This window comes from Streptomyces sp. 3N207 (assembly GCF_052246355.1).
Classification (GTDB): Bacteria; Actinomycetota; Actinomycetes; order Streptomycetales; family Streptomycetaceae; genus Streptomyces.
In genome coordinates this window covers 146,344-163,586 of the sequence record NZ_JBQQBV010000011.1, presented here as the reverse complement: position 1 = coordinate 163,586, position 17,243 = coordinate 146,344, and the positions used below count along the sequence as shown (strand labels likewise).

Sequence of the window (17,243 nt, the reverse complement as noted above, 5' to 3'; positions counted from 1 at the left end):
TCCTTGTCAGAGGGACCAACCCTTCCCGCCGCGACGGCGAGAAGCACGTGAGCGGTGTTCGGCGGTGCCGAGCTGCGGCAATCCGCCGTTGTTCGACGGGGCACGCGTTTGTGTGCGGGTGCGTTGTGATTGATCGCGCAGTTCCCGCGCCCCTTATGGGGTGCCCAGCACCGCGACGCCACGGGCCGGAAGGGTGAGGGCGGCGGCGGGCTCCGCAGCGGGGTCGAGAAGGTTCCGCGCGGGATGCGGGAGCGTCACTGCGGCCGGGGCCGCGCCGTGGTTGAGCAGGAACAGGAATCGGCCGGCCGCGCCCTCACGGACGGTGACCTGCACTCCGTCGGGCAGCTCCGCGAGCACGGGTGCGGCGCCGGCCTCGTCCCGTACGCGGTCCATCAGGGCGCGCATCAGTGCGGGCTCGGGGCGCGTGCCCGCGTACCAGGCCACGCCGTCCCCGAAAGCGTGCCGGGTCAGTGCGGGCCGCCCGGCCAACTCGCCGTCCCCGAATGTGGCCACGGCACGCGCCCCCGCGAGATCGATGGCCTCCGACCACAGATCGGCCTGGCCGCTCAGCTCGCCCCGCAGCAGCACGCGGGCGCCCTCGTCCAGCGGCCAGAACTCCTCGACCCGCAGCCCCAGCACCTCGCGCAGCGGCGCCGGATAGCCGCCCAGGTGGACGCGGTCGCACTCGTCGGCGATGCCGGTGAAGTACGACACGAACAGGTGACCCCCGTCGCGTACGTAGGCGGTCAGCCGCTCCGCGGTCTCCTCGCTCATCAGATACAGATTGGGGACGACCACCAGCCGGTAGCCGCCGAGCGCGCGGTCGGGCGGGACGATGTCGCAGGGCACCCCGGCGTCGAAGAGCGGCTTGTAGTGGCGCAGCAGCGTCTCGCGATGGCTGAGGGCCGAGGAGGGGTGCGAGCCCTGCTCCAGCGCCCACCAGCTGTTCCAGTCGGCCAGCAGCGCCACTTCGGAACTGCAGCGGGTGCCCGCGAGCTGCGGCACCGTGGCCAGTTCCTGGCCCAGCGCGCTGACCTCGCGGAAGATCCGGGTGCCGGTCCCGGCGTGCGGCACCATCGCGGAGTGGAACTTCTCGGCGCCGCCCTGGGACTGGCGCCACTGGAAGTAGAGCACCGCGTCGGCGCCCTGTGCGACGGCCTGCCAGCTCCACAGCCGCATAGCGCCGGGCGGCTTGGGGCCGTTGCGGGCCCGCCAGTTGACGGCGCCGGGTGCCTGCTCCATCAGCATCCACGGCCGTCCGCCCCCGGCGCAGCGCGTCACATCGAACGCGGCAGCGGCGTCGATGTGCGTCTCGCTGTCGTACGGCTCCTGGTAGTAGTCCAGCGCTGTGACGTCCTCGTACGCCGCCCAGCGGAACGGGTCGACCGGCTTGTGGTGCGGCATGTGGTTGGTGGTGACCGGCACATCGGGGGTGATACGGCGCAGTACTTCGCGCTCGGCCAGATAGCACTGCAGCAGCGCGTCGTCGCTGAAGCGGGCGTAGTCCAGCTGCTGGGTGGGGTTGGCGTGGGTCGGCGTCGTACGCGGCGGCAGCACCTCCTCGAAGTCGCCGTAGCGCTGCGACCAGAAAGTGGTGGACCAGGCCGCGTTGAGGGCTTCGACGGTGCCGTAGCGCTCGCGAAGCCAGCGGCGGAAGTCGGCGGCCGACACCTCGCAGTAGCAGACCGGGTTGCTGCACCCGTACTCGTTGCCGATGTGCCACAGGGCCAGCGCCGAGTGCTCGGCGTAGCGGGTGGCGAGCTGTTCCACGAGGCGGACGGCGCGGGTGCGGTAGACCGGGCTGGAGGGGCAGTAGTGCTGCCGGGAGCCGGGCCACTTGCGGACGCCGTCGGCGGTCTCGGGCAGGATCTCCGGGTGCTGTCGGCTCAGCCAGGGCGGCGGAGAGGCGGTCATGGTGGCCAGACAGACCTGGATGCCGGCGTCGCCGAGCCGGCCCATGACGCGGTCGAACCAGCCGAAGCCGTAGCTGCCGGGCCGGGGTTCGACCAGTCCCCAGGAGAAGATTCCGGCCGTGACCATGGTGACCCCGGCCTCCTTCATCAGCCGGATGTCCTCTGCCCACACCTCCTCCGGCCAGTGCTCGGGGTTGTAGTCGCCGCCGAAGTGCAGTCGGGCGGGCTCGAAGGTGCGGATGCCAAAGCTGGTTCCGGAACGGTGGTCGGCTGCCGTCATGAATGCTGCGCCCCCTGCGACGAGTCGGATGCCGGGCAGAGCGGGAGACCGTGATGACGCCGCACCGTACAAGAACTCGTTATTTATGAATAGTTCCTTGACGGCAATCCGCCCGAGATCGTGGACTGTCGGGGGGCGTCGTAAAGTCGTCGCCGGGATGAGATCGGCCCGAACGCCGGAGGAACAGCAGGCGTACCGGGGGAAACAACAGGAGGTCCCGATGGCTGGCTACGCGCCGCGGGGCGTACACGGGCAGACCGTGGAGGCCCTCGCCCACCGGGTGCTCAGCGGCGCCCTCCGCGAGGGCGCCACCCTCGACCTCGGGGCGCTCCAGGCCGAGTTGGGCGTCAGCCTCACCGCGCTCCGCGAGTCGCTGAAGGTGCTGGCGGCCAAGGGCATGGTCGACGCCCGGCAGAAGCGGGGCACCTTCATACGCCCGCGCACCGACTGGAACCTGCTGGACGCGGACGTGCTGCGCTGGCAGTTCCAGTCCGCCACCGCCGCCGCCTCCGATGCGGGCCCGCCGCTGCTGCGCGATCTGGACGAGGTGCGCGGCATCGTGGAGCCCGCCGCGGTACGGCTGGCCGCCGAGCGCCGTACCGACGCCGATCTCGCCGCGCTGGAGCGGGCCCTGGAGGCCATGTGCGAGGCCGCCGACGGCGCGCCCGAGGCCGTCGAGGCGGACCTCACCTTCCACCGGGCGCTGCTGGCCGCCTCGCACAACGAGCTGCTGGAGCGCATGGAGATGGTGATCTCCACCGTGCGGGCCGCCCGCGACCGCCTCGTGCACGGGCCCGGCCACCACCCTCTCGACCCGGTGCCCAGCCACCGCGCGGTCCTGGACGCCGTACGCGCACGGGACGCCGACGCCGCGGAGGAGGCCATGCGGGGGCTGCTGGCGCAGGCCGCGCAGGATGTGGCCCTGCTGCGGGAGCGCCCTCCCGGCCGGGGGGACGCGCCCCGTAAGGGGCGCGGGGAACTGCGCGACCAGCCACAACGCAAGCCGCAGCCCGAAAACATCGGGAAGGGGCACCCCCTCAGCGGGTGAGCGGCAATGCGCGCAGCGCGTGGGAGCGGAACGAGGTCTGCCAGCGGAGTTCGTCGGGCTCCACCGCCAAGCGCAGCACAGGGAAGCGGCTGAGCAGCGCCTCCAGCGCAAGCCCGATCTCCATACGGGCGAGCGGGGCACCCAGGCAGTAGTGCATGCCCTGCCCGAGGGCCAGGTGCATTCCCCCAGCCTCCGGCCGGGAGGTACCCCCAGTGCGGCGCCGGATGTCGAACCGGTCCGGCTCCTCGTAGCGGGCGGGATCGCGATGGGCAGCGGCGAGGGCGAACAGCACCGTGTCACCGGCCGGGATCCGCACCCCGCCGAACTCCACCGGCTCGGTGGGGAACCGCCGGATCGCCGTCAGGTTCGGATGCGCGTACCGCATCAGTTCCTCGACCGCGTCGGGCAGCAGCGAGGAGTCGCCCCGCAGTGCGGCGAGCTGCCTCGGGTGCCGCAGCAGGGCGAGGAAGCCCCCGCTCAGCAGGTGCTGCACGTTCTCGATGCCCGCGCCCAGGACGAGGAAGGCGAGGGAGCACAGCTCGTCCTCGGAGAGCCGGTCCCCCTCGTCTCGGGCCTCGATGAGCGCGGAGAGGAGATCGTCGCCGGGCGCGCTCCTGCGCTCGGCCACCAGCCGGCGCAGGAAATCGTGCATCTGCGAGATCGCCTCGCCGACCTGTTGCGGGCTCTCCATCGCGAGCATCGTCGTCACCCAGGAGGCGAACGGCCGACGGTCCGCCTCGGGCACCTCGAACAGGTCGCAGACGACCGTCAGGGGCAGCGGGGCGGCGAACTCCTGCACCAGATCGGCCACTCCGTCGCTCTCCAGCCGCTCCGCCAGCCCGTCCGTGAGCCGGTCGGCCACCGCCTGGATCCCGGCGCGCATCGCCTCGGCGCGCCGCGGGGTGAAGCCCTGCGCGACGAGCCGCCGCAGCCGTATGTGGTCGTCGTGGTCGAGGTTGAGGAGGTTCGCATCCAGCGCGGGCGGGAGGGAGAAACCCTGGTAGCCACCGGTGGAGTGCGCCTTGTTGACGGACAGCCGGGGGTCGGCGAGGCCGGCGCGTACGTCCTTGTCGCGGGTGACGAGCCAGACCTCGGCGCCGTCGGGCAGTGCGACCCGGTGTACGGCGGCCTCGTCCCGCAGCTTGTTGTACACAGCGTGCGGCATGGCCCGGAACGACTCGTCGAAAGGCTGCGGCAGTGCCGTCATTCTCGTTCTCTCCGTCAGATCTGTGAGCGGGCTCGGTGAGCTGGCGCGAACGTGCTGGCGCACAGGCTAGAACCCGGGCTTCCGGCGGAGGACGAGACCCCTTCGGGCGCGCTCTCAGGCGGCGGCGCGCGGCGACTTGGCGGGGGGTTCCTGGTCGCGCTCCTCCTCGATCTCCTCCCGCACACGGCGGCAGGCCGCGGCGAGGAGGCGGGAGACGTGCATCTGGGAGACGCCCAGCCGGCGAGCGATCTGCGACTGCGTGAGCTCGCGGAAGAAGCGCAGGTACAGCAGCCGCTGCTCCCGCTCGGGGAGCCGGCACAGACAGGACCGGACCGCTTCGCGGTCGACCACATGGTCGTAGCCGTTCTCGTCCGAGCTGAGGGTGTCCATCAGGCAGATCGCCCCGTCACCGGAGCCGTCCCCTCCGCCACCGGCCTCGGAGGAGACGGGCGCATCCAGCGAGAGGGAGTTGAAGCACTGGAGGGCTTCCATGCCGGTGAGGGTGTCCTCTTCCGAGAGGCCACTGTGCGCCGCCAGCTCGGCGACGGTGGGTGAGCGCCCGGAAGAGGTCAGCTCCAGCTCCCGCATGCTGGCGCGTACCCGGTTGCGCAGGTCCTGGACGCGGCGCGGGACGTGGATCTCCCACATGTTGTCCCGGAAGTGCCGCTTCAGCTCGCCGTAGATCGTCGGTATGGCGAAGGTCTCGAAGGCGTTGCCCCGGGCCGGGTCGTAGCGCTCGACGGACTTGACCAGTGCGAGCGCGGCGACCTGTTCGAGATCTTCCAGCGACTCGCCGCGGTTGCGGAACTTGCGGGCGAGCCGGTGCGCCATCGGCAGCCAGGCCGTGACCACACAGTCCTGGAGCCGCCGGCGCTCGGGGCAGCCTTCGGGCAGCTTCACCAACTCGGCGAAGTCGGCGGCGGTGTCGGGGGCGTCGTGGTGGGTACGACGGTGGGCGTGGGACACGGTGGCTCCCTCCACGGCGTCCGTGGCGTCCCCGGCGGCCGCGGTGGCCCCGGCGTCCGTTGCGCCCCCGGTGTCCGCAGGATCTGCGGGGTCCGCGGGGTCTGCGGCGTCCGTGGTGCATGGGGCTTCCGTGGCGCCGGTGGCGTCCGTGCCCTCGGTCGGGACGGCAGGGGTGGTGCCGTCCTCGGTGGTGCGGAACCGCGTGGTGTTCATGGGCTGCTCACTCCCACGTCTCACATGGGTGCTGTGTAAGACAGGCGAGAAGCGATCCCCCAGTCCGCTTCCGGACAGGATCCGAAGGTGTTGCCGCCGGAAATCCAGCGGCCCGATTTCACCGTGACACAAACCACGCCGCACGGCATCTTCGCAGGTCATCGCAGGTCACGGCCGTTTGCAGCGGGTACTGTAGTACGGACACACCGTAGTTGCCGCCCGGCAATCGGCGTTTGCGCGGGATCGGGACCGGCACCCGGGCACTCTGCGCGGCGCCTCCCCCGCGGGGTGGCCGCGGGCCGTCGCGGGGTGGCAGTACCCCGCGCTGCGCCCCGGAGCCGCACCAGGGGACCCCGACGCTCACATCAGGCCGACGAGATACCCCACGAAGAACAGGAGCACGGCCACCACCACGAGGGCGATCAGAACGACCGGCACCGTGCTCCAGCCCTTGGTCGGGTTGTGCGTCTCGCGCGGACCGGCCTCCGACAGACAGCCCTCCCCGGGCGGCGTCTCGCCGGGCGGGACCAGTCCGCTCTTCTCCAGCCCGGGGGTGCGCTCCGGATCGGGGTCAGGATTGGGGTACGTCATACCTTCCGGGTGGACCTCGACGCCCCCTCGTACACCTGGGGCGCCCCGGATAGACTGTTCGGAGCTTCGATCGTTTGTTGAGATTTCGAACAGGACGGAACAGGAGGAGCCATGGGACGGCTCGTGCCCGCTGTGACCCGGGCGCTGGACATTCTGGAGCTGTTCCTGGAAGGGGACGGCACACTCTCGGCACCCGACATAGTGCGCAAGCTGCAGCTGCCCCGCACCACGGTGCACGAACTGGTCGGCACCCTGACTGCGCGCTCCTACCTCGTGCCCGTCCCGGGCAAGGCGGGCCACTACCGGCTGGGAGTGCGCGCCTACCAGCTCGGCAGCCGCTACGCCGAGCAGCTCGACCTCGCGGCCGAGGGGCAGCAGGTGGCCCGCTCGGTGGCGGAGACCTGCGAGGAGACGGTGCATGTGGCGATCCTGGAGGGAACGGACGTCATCTACGTCGCGAAGGTGGATTCCACGCAGGCGGTGCGGATGGTCTCGGCCGCCGGCCGGCGGCTGCCCGCGCACTGCACCGCGGTCGGCAAGATGCTGCTCGCCTCGCTGCCCTCCGAGGAGCTCGCGGCCAGGCTGCCGGACGGTGCCGAGCTGCGCGCCATGACGCCCAACAGCATCACCGACGCGGCGACGCTGCGCGAAGAGCTGAAGCGGATCGCGGAGCGCGGGTTCGCCGTCGAGGAGAGCGAGTCGAACCCCGATGTGAGCTGTGTGGCCGCGCCCGTACGGGACCGTTCCGGCCGGGTGGTGGCGGCGCTGTCCATCTCCGTACCGTTGATCCGGTGGAGCGAGGAACGCCGCGCGGAGCTGTCGGAGTTGGCGCAGCGCGGCGCTGTACGGTTGTCCGAACGGCTGGGCCACAGGGGGCTGTGATGGGATCAGGGACGGAAGTCGAGACCGCGCTCCAGGCATCCGCCGAACTGGGCGAGGGACCGACCTGGGATCCGGCGGCCGGCCGGCTGATCTGGGTGGACATCCTCGGCGCCCGGGTCCACACCTTCGATCCCGCGACCGGCAACCGCACCCTGATGACCACCGAACAGCATGTGGGCGCCGCCAAGCCGCGCGCGGGCGGCGGGCTGGTGGTCAACCTGCGGGACGGTGTGGGGCTGTACGACGCCGACGGCGGCTTCTCCTGGCTGCACCGCGACCCGTCTCCCGGCCGCCGCGGCAACGACGCGGCGGTCGCCCCCGACGGCGCGCTGTGGGCGGGCACGATGTGTTACGACGAGACGCCCGGCGGTGGCACGCTGGTGCGGCTGGCCCCGGACGGGACGGCCACCACCGTCCTCGACGACGTCACCGTCTCCAACGGCACCGGCTGGAGCCCGGACGGGCAGCGGATGTACTACATCGACACCCCCACGCGGCGCATCGACATCTTCGACGTCCACGAGGGCGGCGCCGTCGCCGGGCGGCGCCCGCTGGCCGGGATCGAGGAGGGCGCGGGCTATCCGGACGGGCTGACCGTGGACGCGGACGGGTGCGTGTGGGTGGCCCTGTGGGACGGCGCCGCAGTGCGGCGTTATACGCCGGAGGGGGTGCTGGACCGGGTCGTCGGACTGCCTGTCCAGCGGCCCACCGCGTGTGCGTTCGGCGGCGCAGGGCTCGCCGACCTCTACATCACCACGGCCCGCGTCGGCCTGAACGAGCCCTCACCGCAGGCCGGTTCCCTCCTCGTCCTCCCGGACACGGGCACGGGCCTTGCGCAGCCGCCCTTCGCGGGCTGAGGCCGCATTGGCCTCCGTCCCGGCCCGCCACAAGCCCTCCGCAGACCGCAACGCGCAGCCCGGGGCAGCCCCTCCCCGGCGAAAGCCGGGGGTGTGAGGGCCGCCCCTGAAGCGGGAGAACTGCCGGTCAGCGACCGGCCTTGCGCTTGTTCCAGACGTCGAACCCGACGGCGGCCAGCAGCACCAGGCCCTTGATGACCTGCTGGTAGTCGGTGCCGATGCCGACGAGGGACATACCGTTGTTGAGGACGCCGAGGACGAGGCCGCCGATGACGGCACCCATTACGGTTCCGACGCCGCCGCTCATCGAGGCGCCGCCGATGAACGAGGCGGCGATGGCTTCCAGTTCGAAGTTGAGGCCCGCCTGCGGGGTGCCCGCGTTGAGCCGGGCGGCATAGACGCAGCCGGCGAGCGCGGCGAGGATGCCCATGTTGACGAAGACCAGGAAGGTGACCCGCTGATCCTTGACGCCGGAGAGCTTGGCGGCAGCCTTGTTGCCGCCGAGCGCGTAGACGTGACGGCCGATGACGGCGTTGCGCATGACGTAGCCGAGCCCGATGAGCAGTGCGCCCATCACCAGCATGACGACGGGTATGCCATGGAAGCTGGCGAGCGTCAGGGTGAAGGCGATGACCGCGGCCGAGAGGGCCACACACTTGGCGACCCACAGCCCGGTGGGCAGCACGTCCAGCTCGTACGTCAGCTGCCGCTTGCGGTCCCGGTGTTCGCGCAGCAGCAGGAAGACGAGCGCGACGAGGCCGATCAGCAGCGTGGGATTGTGGTACTGGGTGTAGGGGCCCATCTCGGGGATGAAGCCCTTGGCGAGGTTCTGGAAGCCCTCCGGGAAGGGCGAGAGGGACTGGCCCTCCAGGACGATCTGCGTCAGGCCCCGGAAGAGCAGCATTCCGGCGAGCGTCACGATGAACGACGGGATACCGACGTAGGCGATGAAGAAGCCCTGCCAGGCCCCGGCGACCGCGCCGATCAGCAGGGACAGCACCAGCGCCGCCACCCAGGGCATATCGTGTTTGACCATCATCACGGCCGACATGGCGCCGACGAAGGCCACCAGTGAGCCGACGGACAGGTCGATATGCCCGGCGATGATGACGATCATCATGCCCATGGCCAGAATGAGGATGTAGCCGTTCTGCTGGATCAGGTTGGAGACGTTGTTCGGCAGCAGCAGCGTGCCTTCGGTCCAGATCTGGAACAGCACGATGATGAAGACGAGCGCCGTGAGCATGCCGTACTGGCGCATATGGCCGCGCATGTTCTCCAGCAGCACGGCTCCCGCCGACCGTACGGCGGCCTGCACGGGTGGCGGCGCGTCCTCGGGCGGAGTGTTGGGCTTGGTCGTGGTGGTCATGGCGGGCCTCAGCTTCTGTTCCGGGTCATGTGGCGCATCAGGACTTCCTGGGTGGCGTCCGCACGGTCGATCTCTGCGGTGAGGCGGCCCTCGGCCATGGTGTAGATGCGGTCGCACATCCCCAGCAGCTCGGGCAACTCGGAGGAGATGAAGAGCACGGCTTTCCCCTGCGCGGCGAGTTCGTCGATAACGGTGTAGATCTCGTACTTGGCGCCCACGTCGATGCCCCGGGTCGGCTCGTCGAGGATCAGCACCTCGGGATCGGCGTGGATCCACTTGCTGAGCACGACCTTCTGCTGGTTGCCGCCGGAGAGCCGGCCGGTCTGCTCGTGGACGGTGGGGGCCTTGATGTTCATGGACTTGCGGTAGCGCTCGGCGACGGAGCTCTCGTGGTGCTCGTCGACGACACCGCGCCGCGCCATGCCGGACAGCGACGCCAGTGAGATGTTGCGGTTGATGGTGTCGAGCAGGTTGAGCCCGTACTGCTTGCGGTCCTCGGTGACATAGGCGATGCCCGCCTCGATCGCCGCCGGCACCGTCTTGGTGCGTACCTCGCGCCCGTCCACCCGCACGGTGCCGGACTCGTAGCGCCCGTAGGAGCGGCCGAAGACGGACATGGCCAGCTCGGTACGGCCCGCGCCCATCAGCCCGGCGATGCCCACGATCTCGCCGCGGCGCACGGTCAGCGAGGCGTCGTCGACGACCTTGCGCTGCTGGTCGACGGGGTGCCGCACCGTCCAGCCGGACACCTCCAGGGCTGTGCTGTGCTCGCCCTCGTAGGGGGTGCGGTCGGGGAAACGATGGTCGAGGTCGCGGCCGACCATGCCACGGATGATGCGGTCCTCGGACAACTCGGGGCTGTCGCCCGGGTGTTCGCGTACGGTCAGCGTCTCGATGGTGCGGCCGTCGCGCAGGATGGTGACGGTGTCGGCGATGCGGCGGATCTCGCCCAGCTTGTGCGAGATGACGATGCTGGCGATGCCCTGCTCGCGCAGCTCCAGGATGAGGTCCAGGAGGGTTGCGCTGTCCTCGTCGTTGAGCGCCGCCGTGGGCTCGTCCAGGATGAGCAGCTTCACCTCTTTGGACAGTGCCTTGGCGATCTCCACCAGCTGCTGTTTGCCGACGCCGATGTCGGCGACGGGGGTCTGCGGGTTCTCCCGCAGCCCCACCCGGCGCAGCAGTTCGGTCGCCCGCTGCATGGTGGCGTTCCAGTCCACGAGCCCGCGGGTGCCGCTGCGCTGCTCGTTGCCGAGGAAGATGTTCTCGGCGATGGACAGGAACGGCACCAGCGCCAGCTCCTGGTGGATGATGACGATGCCGCGCTGTTCGCTGGCGCGGATGTCCTTGAAGGCCACCGGCTCGCCCTGGAAGAGGATCTCGCCCTCGTAACTGCCGTGCGGGTGGACGCCGCTGAGCACCTTCATCAGCGTCGACTTGCCCGCGCCGTTCTCGCCGCAGACCGCATGGATCTCACCGGAGCGCACGGCCAGATTGACGTCGCTGAGCGCCTTGACGCCGGGGAAGGTTTTGGTGATGCCCCGCATCTGGAGGACCGGGCGTTCCTCGCTGTCGGGCACGGCGTCGGCCACCGCTTCTGCTGCCGGGCTCACTTGAGCTGCCCCTTGGTGAAGTAGCCCTCGTCGACGAGGAGCTGGGTGTTCTTCTTGTCGACGGAGACCGGCTTGAGGAGGTAGGCGGGGACGACCTTCTTGCCGTTGTCGTAGTCGGTGGTGTTGTTGACCCGGACCTTCTTGCCGGTGAGGACGGCATCGCCCATCTGGACGGCCTGTTTGGCGAGCTTGCGGGTGTCCTTGAAGACGGTCTGGGTCTGGTTGCCGGCGACGATGGATTTGACGGAGGCCAGCTCGGCGTCCTGCCCGGTGACGACGGGCAGCGGATGCTCCTTGGTGTCGTAACCGGCGCTCTTGAGCGCGGAGATGATGCCGATGGACATCCCGTCGTACGGGGAGAGGACGGCGTCCACGTCCTCGCTGCCGTAGCTCTTGCTGATCAGGTCGTCCATGCGCTTCTGCGCCACACCGCCGTTCCAAGCGGGGGTGTAGCCCTGGTTCATCTTCGTCTGCTTGCTGCGCACGACGAGCTGGCCGGACTTCAGATACGGCTTGAGCTTCTTCATCGCGCCGTTCCAGAAGTACTTGGTGTTGTTGTCGTCGGGCGAGCCCGCGAACAGCTCGATGTTGTAGCTCTTGTCAGCGTCTTTGTCCGGCTTCTTCAGCTTGAGCCGGTCGAGGATGTACTGGCCCTGGAGTTCGCCGACGCGCTCGTTGTCGAAGGAGGCGTAGTAGTCGACGTTCTTGGTGCCGAGGATGAGCCTGTCGTAGGAGATGACGGGGATGTTCGCGTCGGCGGCCTGCTTGAGTACGTCGGTGAGGGCCGAGCCGTCGATGGCGGCGATGACCAGCAGCCGGTGCCCCTTGGTGATCATGTTCTCGAGCTGGGCAACCTGGTTCTCGACCTTGTCGTCTCCGTACTGGAGGTCGGTCTTGTACCCGGCCTTCTGGAATTGTTCGGCCATGTTCTTGCCGTCGGCTATCCACCGCTCGGACGACTTGGTGGGCATGGCCAGGCCGATGGTCCCGCCCTTGCCCTTGTCGGGCTGGTATCGGCTGCCGCCGCGGGCCTCCTGGCCGCAGGAGGTCAGCCCGGCGAGGAGCGCGGCGGCCAGCACCGCCGACGCGGCGATACGGCATCTGCGGGTGCGCATGTCAGTTCCCTTCAGGCTCGGTGTGCTCGAAGCGGTGCAGCGGGCCCGGCAGCCGGGAGCCGAGCGGGGACATACCGCCCTCGCCGCCGTGCCGGGCCAGCAGGTCCAGGGCGAGCCGGCCGCGGCGTACCCGTTCACGCGCTGTGTCCAGCACGGTGTCGCGCATGTGCCGCCCGGAGGGGTAGATGCCGGGGGCCTTGGCCAGCCCGAACTTCAGATAGAGCGGGGCGCCGCGCCGGATCAGTTCGGCCAGCTCGTACATCCGCACATAGCCGCCGAGGTCGTCGGGCGCCTCGATGTACATGTCCATGGGCGCTGCGCTGACCCGCCGGATCTCGGTGAGGTGGTCGAGCGTCAGATCGCTGGGCACGTTCAGCGAGTCGGCGCCGAGCCGCTCGTAGACGGCGTACGAGGCGGGGTTGACCGGGCCGATCAGCGCGGACACCTTCAGCGTGGTCTCCGCGGGCAGGATGCCGGTGGCGCGTGCCCGGTGCAGGGTCCACAGCACGCCCTCGTCGGCGACGAGCAGGCAGCGCACCCCCAGTTCGGTGGCGCGTACCGCGTCCTCGACGCAGCCGGCGAGCGCGCTGTGGCCGCGCGCCCGCAGCCCGGCCCCGCCGGAGTCGGTGCGGGTGGCGGCGCCGGTGTCCCAGGTACCGCGCGGGCCGGTGAACAGGCACAGTTCGATGTCCCGTTCGGCACACGCCTCGACCATCTCGGTGATCTCGGCGTCGGTGAGCATCCAGATGCCGCTGCCCTGGCTGATCCGGTGCAGCGGTACGTCGAGCCGCGCGGACTCCTTGAGGACGACGGCCAGCGCCTCGGGTCCCTCGCAGGAGGGCACCTCGGTGCGCCACAGGCCCCCGTCGGGGAAGGTGTGCGCTGAGCCGTCGGCGGGCTCGGGCCGGGGTACGGCCAGGCCCAGCGCTCCGAGCGCTGGTTCGCCGGGGAGGCGGGGGGTGGTGCTGGTGGTCACAGGGCTCCTTCGGTACGGGGCGGAGGCCGGGCGGGATGCGGGGGGGGTCAGGGGTGCAGCAGCACCTTGCCGACGGCGGGATCGCCGTCGGCGACCAGGGAGACGGCCTTCTCGAACTCGGACAGCGGCAGCCGGTGGGTGACCAGCGGCAGCGGGTCCAGCAGCCCGGAGGCGAAGGTGCGCACTGCATGCGCCCAGGCGGCGGGCGGGGCACCGAAGACGGTCTCCACCCGCAGTTGGCCGAGCACGAGCGCGGCCGGGTCGAGCTCTTCGGTTCCGGCGGGCGGGATGCCGGTCAGCACCAGCCGTCCGCCGCGCCGCAGCAGTCCGGCCGCCTGCCGGGCCGCTCCGGGCGCGCCCGCTGCCTCGACGACGGTGTCGTAGCCGCCGAGCCCTTCGGTCTCCCGGTGGTGGCGGTAGTCGGTGGCGCCGAACCCGGCGGCCAGCGCCGCGCGTTCCGGGCGCGCCCCGACCAGCAGCAGCTCCGCGGGGGAGCCCAGGCCCAGCAGCCGGGCGGCGAGCATCCCCAGCGTGCCGTCACCGACGACGGCCACCCGGTCACCGGGCCGCACCCGGGCCCGCAGCGCGGCAGCCGCGACACAGGCGGCGGGCTCCAGCAGCGCGGCGGCGGTCAGATCGGCGTCGTCGGGCAGCGGATGCAGCAGCCGGGCCGGGAGGGTGAGGGTGGGCGCCATGGCGCCGGGCTCGGTGAATCCGGTCTCGGCGTATCCGGCGGTGCACAGCGTGGTGTCGCCGACATGGCAGCGTTCGCACACCTGGCAGTTGCGGAATCCCTCCCCCACCACCTTGCGGCCCACCAGCCCCTCGGGGACCCCTTCGCCGGTGTCGGCGACCGTGCCCGACCACTCGTGGCCGGGCGTGACGGGGTAGCGCGCGTACGGCGCCGGGCGGTTGCCCTGGTACAGCTCCCGGTCGCTGCCGCAGATCCCGGCCGCGTGCACCCGCACCAGCGCCTCTCCCGGGCCCGGCGGGCGCGGGGTGTGCGGGACGAGGCGGGCGGCGCCGGGCGCGTCCAGGACGACGGCGAGGCCCTCGCTCTGTGCGGCGTTCACCGGTCGCCGCCGTCGGGGTTGCGGGTCTCCCAGCCCTCGGCCCACAGGTCGAAGCGGGCGCGCTGCTGGGGGAATTCGGCCGCCGCTTCGGTGTCCAGCTCGACGCCCAGCCCGGGGGCTTGGGAGAGGGTGAAGCAGCCGGTCTCGGGGTCGACCTGGGGCGCGCCCTTGACGACCTTCTTGATCTCGGCGTCGGCGAAGTCGTTGAAGTGCTCCAGCACCTTGAAGTTGGGCGTGGCGAAGCCCACCTGGAGGCTGGCGGCGGTCAGTACGGGGCCGCCGACGTTGTGCGGGGCGACGAGCATGTAGTGGGTCTCGGCGGTGGCCGCCAGCTTGCGGGTCTCGGCGATGCCGCCGAGGTGCCCGAGGTCGGGCTGGAGGATGTCGGCGGCCTGGCTCTCGAACAGCTCCCGGAACTCGATCCGGTCGTGGATGCGCTCCCCCGTCGCCACCGGGATGTCCACCTTGTCGGCGACCTTGGCGAGGGCCTTGAGGTTCTCCGGCGGCACCGGCTCCTCCAGCCAGGCCGGCCGGAACGGCGCCATCTCGTGGGCCAGCCGGACGGCGGTGGCGGGCGCGAAGCGGCCGTGCATCTCCAGCATCAGCTCCGCCTCCGGGCCGATGGCGTCGCGCACGGCCTCGATGAGGGAGACCGCGTAGCGGGTGTCCTCGTGGGAGAGCTCCAGGTGGCCGGTGCCGAACGGGTCGATCTTCAGGGCGCGGTAGCCGCGCGCCATGACGTCCTTGGCGGCCTGGTGGTACGCCTCGGGGGTGCGCTCGGTGGTGTACCAGCCGTTGGCGTACGCCTTGACGGTGTCGGTTACATTGCCGCCCAGCAGCTGCCAGACGGGTACGCCCAGCGCCTTCCCTTTGATGTCCCAGCAGGCCATTTCGACGCAGGCGATGCCGGACATCACGATCTCGCCGGCGCGCCCGTAGTCGCCGTACTTCATCCGGCGTACCAGGTCCTCGGTACGGAACGGGTCGGAGCCGGCGATGTGATTGGCCTCCGCCTCCCGCAGATAGCCGAGCAGCGCATCGGTGTGGCCCAGCATCCGGGTCTCTCCGACGCCCGTGAGTCCTTCGTCGGTGTGAACCTGGACGTAGGTCAGGTTCCGCCAAGGCGTCCCGACCACGTGGGTGCTGATACCGGTGATGCGCACGAGCCGCTCCTGTGAAGTCTGTTCGCCGTTCGATATTTCGTCACACGTTCGAAATAGCGATGGCGACACTAAGGAGGCCCAGGAGGGGTGTCAATGCCCGGGACGCGCTTTTCTGTGCGGCTTGTTGCTCGGCACTGATCGAGCTTGTTGCCCGCTGTCGGGGGAATCCCGTCGCCCATGCTCAAGGACTCCCGTCGTCCGGGGTCAGGGGCGGGGGGTGATGCTGCTGTGGACGCGGTAACGGTGTAGATCCTGGCCGTCGCGCGGGGGCCGCAGCCGGACCGCGACCGGGCCCGCGAAGCTGAAGTGCCGTTCGGCGGCGTGCCGTCGCACCTCGGACGCCAGCCGCTCGCCGACCGCTCCGGCCTCGCCCGCCAGCCGGGCATAGCTCTCGGCCGGGAGCTCCAGCTCATAGGCGTTGGGCACCACGGTCCGGTCCCGGCCCACGATCACCGCCTTCGCGTCGCACTCGCGGCGCAGCACCCCGAGCACCTCCACCGGCTCTTCGGTACGGCGGGGGAACAGCCGCCACAGGGAGCCGGAGAGGCGCTCCATCCTGGATTCGAGGTCATGGAAGAACGTCATCGCTCCCCGTTTCCCCCTCCCACGGCAAGCATGTCCCCCCGATCGGGTGGTGTCAGGAGGCGGGACTGCCCCAGCCGACCGGGGGCGTGGAGGCGGACCCCCACACCTCTGCCCGCCGGAACGCCGAGCGACCACGACGGCGAGAGTGGGGGCACCTCCCGGCCGGAGGCTGAGGAAGCATGAACGCTCACCACAACAACAACGTCCCCCGCGAGCCGACAGGCTCAACCGCGGCGGGACTCGGTGTGCAGCCCGAGAGCCTGCGCCAGCTCCTGCACATTGCTGAAGCGGGCGTCCGCGGGAAGACCCTCGGCCATGTCCACGAGCCGGTCCGGAGCGTGCTCGGCACGCAGCGCGTCCAGCACCTCCTGGCGCCCGGTCGGGTACAGATGGCGGCCCAGGTACTGCGCGATCTCGGAGCGCAGCTCGACGTCGCGAGGGGTCATCCCGGCGGGGGTGCCGCCGGTCCGCAGGGCCTGCGGGTCCCGGAACGGCTCGGGCTGGTCCTCGCCCGAGGGTTCCATCTCCCGCGCCTCCTCGCGGTTGGAGCGCAGATCTCCGCGCAGCCGCTTCTTGGCCTCGTCGTCCTGGATGGGGCCGGTCTTGTCGTTCTCCTGCATGGTGTGCTCCTTACGTACTGAGCAGACAGAAGGAGGCTCCCTTGGGGTCACGGAGCGTTGCCGTGCGTCCCAGAGGGCCCGTTCGGGGCGGGGAGGCGACCGCGCCGCCCTCCCGTTCCACCGCGCTGACCGCCACGTCCAGATCGGGTACCCGGAAGTACGGCTCCCATCGCGGCCGGATGGCCGGATCGGGCGGCGCCTCCAGCGCACCTCCGCGCAGCCCGGCCACCGGGTGACCGTCGACCCGTACGACGATCTCGTCGTACTGCTCCTCATAGGTGACCCCGTGGCTGGGGTCCCCCATCCAGTCGAAGATCTCGCCGTAGAAGACCGCCGCGGCAAAGGCGTCGGAGGTGTGCAGCTGGAGCCAGGCGGGCGCCGGGCCGGAGCCGACCCACCAGGAGGCGGGGCCGTCGCCCTGCCACAGCCCGAACGGCGCCCCCCACTGGTCGGCCGCGATGACGGCACGGCCGCCGCCGGCCCGGAGCGGGCCGACCGCCACGGTCGCACCCCGCTCGGAGATGCGCTCCGCGACCACGTCGGCGTCCTCGACCTGGAAGTACACGGTCCAGCGCTCGGCCTCGGGGCCTGCGCCCGCGGTCAGCTGGTTGACTCCGGCCACGGGCTGGCCGTCCACCGTGGCGATCCGCGCGTCGGGGCCGGCGTCCGAGGACACGAACGTCCAGCTCAGCACCGGTCCGTAGAACTCTTCGGCGGCCCGTTGATCGGGGGTCATCAGGCTCACCCAGCAGGGCACTCCGCCGACCGAAGCCAT

16 protein-coding genes are annotated in these 17,243 nt (G+C 70.8%); 3 read left to right on the top strand and 13 right to left on the bottom strand.

What is annotated here, in order from left to right:
* Window positions 1-153: 153 nt before the first annotated feature.
* Window positions 154-2,193: a beta-galactosidase gene (locus ACTWP9_RS18990; RefSeq protein ID WP_443247391.1), complete on the bottom strand. Its 2,040-nt coding sequence runs from the start codon at window positions 2,191-2,193 to the stop codon at window positions 154-156.
* 220 nt (window positions 2,194-2,413) lie between these two features.
* Between ACTWP9_RS18990 and ACTWP9_RS18985 the strand changes: the two genes are divergently transcribed.
* Window positions 2,414-3,241, top strand: coding sequence for a FadR/GntR family transcriptional regulator (locus ACTWP9_RS18985; RefSeq protein WP_443247390.1), 828 nt, complete (start codon window positions 2,414-2,416; stop codon window positions 3,239-3,241).
* Here the strand turns inward: ACTWP9_RS18985 and ACTWP9_RS18980 are convergent.
* The 3 genes from ACTWP9_RS18980 to ACTWP9_RS18970 all read right to left on the bottom strand — a co-directional run bounded on the left by ACTWP9_RS18980 (window position 3,231) and on the right by ACTWP9_RS18970 (window position 6,218).
* Window positions 3,231-4,448 (bottom strand): cytochrome P450 family protein, encoded by a 1,218-nt coding sequence (locus ACTWP9_RS18980; protein WP_443247389.1) that lies wholly within the window; start codon window positions 4,446-4,448, stop codon window positions 3,231-3,233. The genes ACTWP9_RS18985 and ACTWP9_RS18980 overlap by 11 nt on opposite strands.
* Window positions 4,449-4,562: 114 nt before the next feature.
* Entirely contained in the window at window positions 4,563-5,627 is a 1,065-nt protein-coding gene (locus ACTWP9_RS18975; RefSeq protein ID WP_443247388.1) for a SigB/SigF/SigG family RNA polymerase sigma factor, read from the bottom strand.
* 360 nt (window positions 5,628-5,987) lie between these two features.
* Window positions 5,988-6,218: a DUF6480 family protein gene (locus tag ACTWP9_RS18970; protein ID WP_443247387.1), complete on the bottom strand. Its 231-nt coding sequence runs from the start codon at window positions 6,216-6,218 to the stop codon at window positions 5,988-5,990.
* A gap of 111 nt (window positions 6,219-6,329) precedes the next feature.
* On the opposite strand from ACTWP9_RS18970, the gene ACTWP9_RS18965 reads away from it, so the two are divergent.
* The gene (locus ACTWP9_RS18965; protein WP_443247386.1) at window positions 6,330-7,100 is read left to right on the top strand and encodes an IclR family transcriptional regulator; all 771 of its coding nucleotides are present in this window, start codon (window positions 6,330-6,332) and stop codon (window positions 7,098-7,100) included.
* The gene (locus tag ACTWP9_RS18960; RefSeq protein ID WP_443247385.1) at window positions 7,100-7,957 is read left to right on the top strand and encodes an SMP-30/gluconolactonase/LRE family protein; all 858 of its coding nucleotides are present in this window, start codon (window positions 7,100-7,102) and stop codon (window positions 7,955-7,957) included. Before ACTWP9_RS18965 ends, ACTWP9_RS18960 begins: the two co-directional genes overlap by 1 nt.
* Window positions 7,958-8,084: 127 nt before the next feature.
* On the opposite strand, the gene mmsB is transcribed toward ACTWP9_RS18960, so the two are convergent.
* The 9 genes from mmsB to ACTWP9_RS18915 all read right to left on the bottom strand — a co-directional run bounded on the left by mmsB (window position 8,085) and on the right by ACTWP9_RS18915 (window position 17,204).
* The gene (gene mmsB / locus ACTWP9_RS18955) at window positions 8,085-9,326 is read right to left on the bottom strand and encodes a multiple monosaccharide ABC transporter permease (protein ID WP_443247384.1); all 1,242 of its coding nucleotides are present in this window, start codon (window positions 9,324-9,326) and stop codon (window positions 8,085-8,087) included.
* A gap of 8 nt (window positions 9,327-9,334) precedes the next feature.
* Window positions 9,335-10,870: a multiple monosaccharide ABC transporter ATP-binding protein gene (mmsA, locus tag ACTWP9_RS18950; protein ID WP_443247497.1), complete on the bottom strand. Its 1,536-nt coding sequence runs from the start codon at window positions 10,868-10,870 to the stop codon at window positions 9,335-9,337.
* A 62-nt stretch (window positions 10,871-10,932) separates the two neighbouring features.
* Complete coding sequence (chvE, locus tag ACTWP9_RS18945; RefSeq protein ID WP_443247383.1) at window positions 10,933-12,051, bottom strand: multiple monosaccharide ABC transporter substrate-binding protein; 1,119 nt, start codon at window positions 12,049-12,051, stop codon at window positions 10,933-10,935.
* A 1-nt stretch (window position 12,052) separates the two neighbouring features.
* Window positions 12,053-13,027 (bottom strand): hypothetical protein, encoded by a 975-nt coding sequence (locus tag ACTWP9_RS18940; RefSeq protein WP_443247382.1) that lies wholly within the window; start codon window positions 13,025-13,027, stop codon window positions 12,053-12,055.
* 47 nt (window positions 13,028-13,074) lie between these two features.
* Window positions 13,075-14,100, bottom strand: coding sequence for a zinc-dependent alcohol dehydrogenase (locus ACTWP9_RS18935; RefSeq protein WP_443247381.1), 1,026 nt, complete (start codon window positions 14,098-14,100; stop codon window positions 13,075-13,077).
* Window positions 14,097-15,263 carry a mandelate racemase/muconate lactonizing enzyme family protein gene (locus tag ACTWP9_RS18930; protein ID WP_443247380.1) on the bottom strand — a complete coding sequence of 389 codons (1,167 nt, stop codon included), beginning with the start codon at window positions 15,261-15,263 and terminating at the stop codon, window positions 14,097-14,099. Before ACTWP9_RS18930 ends, ACTWP9_RS18935 begins: the two co-directional genes overlap by 4 nt.
* Window positions 15,264-15,467: 204 nt before the next feature.
* The gene (locus ACTWP9_RS18925) at window positions 15,468-15,848 is read right to left on the bottom strand and encodes a DUF3662 domain-containing protein (protein WP_443247379.1); all 381 of its coding nucleotides are present in this window, start codon (window positions 15,846-15,848) and stop codon (window positions 15,468-15,470) included.
* A gap of 224 nt (window positions 15,849-16,072) precedes the next feature.
* Window positions 16,073-16,468 carry a DUF2795 domain-containing protein gene (locus ACTWP9_RS18920; RefSeq protein WP_443247378.1) on the bottom strand — a complete coding sequence of 132 codons (396 nt, stop codon included), beginning with the start codon at window positions 16,466-16,468 and terminating at the stop codon, window positions 16,073-16,075.
* Window positions 16,469-16,478: 10 nt separating this feature from the next.
* Window positions 16,479-17,204: a VOC family protein gene (locus ACTWP9_RS18915; RefSeq protein WP_443247377.1), complete on the bottom strand. Its 726-nt coding sequence runs from the start codon at window positions 17,202-17,204 to the stop codon at window positions 16,479-16,481.
* Window positions 17,205-17,243: the final 39 nt, after the last annotated feature.

Coding starts and splice junctions, on each gene's coding strand:
- ACTWP9_RS18990 (WP_443247391.1), bottom strand. CDS start 2,193: ATGACGGCAGCCGACCACCGTTCCGGAACCAGCTTTGGCATCCGCACC.
- ACTWP9_RS18985 (WP_443247390.1), top strand. CDS start 2,414: ATGGCTGGCTACGCGCCGCGGGGCGTACACGGGCAGACCGTGGAGGCC.
- ACTWP9_RS18980 (WP_443247389.1), bottom strand. CDS start 4,448: ATGACGGCACTGCCGCAGCCTTTCGACGAGTCGTTCCGGGCCATGCCG.
- ACTWP9_RS18975 (WP_443247388.1), bottom strand. CDS start 5,627: ATGAACACCACGCGGTTCCGCACCACCGAGGACGGCACCACCCCTGCC.
- ACTWP9_RS18970 (WP_443247387.1), bottom strand. CDS start 6,218: ATGACGTACCCCAATCCTGACCCCGATCCGGAGCGCACCCCCGGGCTG.
- ACTWP9_RS18965 (WP_443247386.1), top strand. CDS start 6,330: ATGGGACGGCTCGTGCCCGCTGTGACCCGGGCGCTGGACATTCTGGAG.
- ACTWP9_RS18960 (WP_443247385.1), top strand. CDS start 7,100: ATGGGATCAGGGACGGAAGTCGAGACCGCGCTCCAGGCATCCGCCGAA.
- mmsB (WP_443247384.1), bottom strand. CDS start 9,326: ATGACCACCACGACCAAGCCCAACACTCCGCCCGAGGACGCGCCGCCA.
- mmsA (WP_443247497.1), bottom strand. CDS start 10,870: ATGCGGGGCATCACCAAAACCTTCCCCGGCGTCAAGGCGCTCAGCGAC.
- chvE (WP_443247383.1), bottom strand. CDS start 12,051: ATGCGCACCCGCAGATGCCGTATCGCCGCGTCGGCGGTGCTGGCCGCC.
- ACTWP9_RS18925 (WP_443247379.1), bottom strand. CDS start 15,848: ATGACGTTCTTCCATGACCTCGAATCCAGGATGGAGCGCCTCTCCGGC.
- ACTWP9_RS18920 (WP_443247378.1), bottom strand. CDS start 16,468: ATGCAGGAGAACGACAAGACCGGCCCCATCCAGGACGACGAGGCCAAG.
- ACTWP9_RS18915 (WP_443247377.1), bottom strand. CDS start 17,204: ATGACCCCCGATCAACGGGCCGCCGAAGAGTTCTACGGACCGGTGCTG.